This window comes from Pseudomonas sp. ESBL9, assembly GCF_036668715.1.
GTDB lineage: Bacteria > Pseudomonadota > Gammaproteobacteria > Pseudomonadales > Pseudomonadaceae > Aquipseudomonas > Aquipseudomonas lundensis.
The window spans coordinates 1-440 of the sequence record NZ_JAZEVV010000026.1 but is presented as its reverse complement, the minus strand read 5'-3'; the positions used below and the strand labels follow the sequence as shown (position 1 = coordinate 440).

General features: G+C 29.5%; 1 protein-coding gene. It reads right to left on the bottom strand.

Translation table 11 applies throughout. From position 1 onward, the window contains the following. Positions 1-350, bottom strand: a 350-nt coding sequence (locus V6F78_RS22285) for a hypothetical protein (protein ID WP_332728347.1), incomplete at its 3' end; no start/stop codon positions are given. Positions 351-440: the final 90 nt, after the last annotated feature.

Here is a 440-nt window from a genome sequence, read left to right as displayed (position 1 = left end):
GCATTATAGACTGACATGTAAACACATTGGGAACAACAGCTATTGCTGTATTTAGATAGAACTTCATTAAGCTCTTCTAATAAACCTCTGTTTTCACACTCTTCATCATCTATAAAATCAAACTTGAATATAAAGAACTCTTGAGTACTAAAAGGATTATTAGCATCAACTTCAATCATATTTCCAGTAGAGAATAGTAATTTAACAGCAATTCTGTTGATTTCATTTACTATTCTTTTAACATAAGGTATTTCCATATCAAATGGATATGTTCCTTTCATTCTTTTTGGAATACGGAGATAGAAATTCTTTTCATTCAGGCCTAACTTCACTTCAATAGGATTTTTCATAATAATAGATATTTAGGTTAATTATTAATCAGTATGATTAATACAAACACTCACGAGGGAAATCCTTGTGAGTGTTGTGTTGTTATCTAC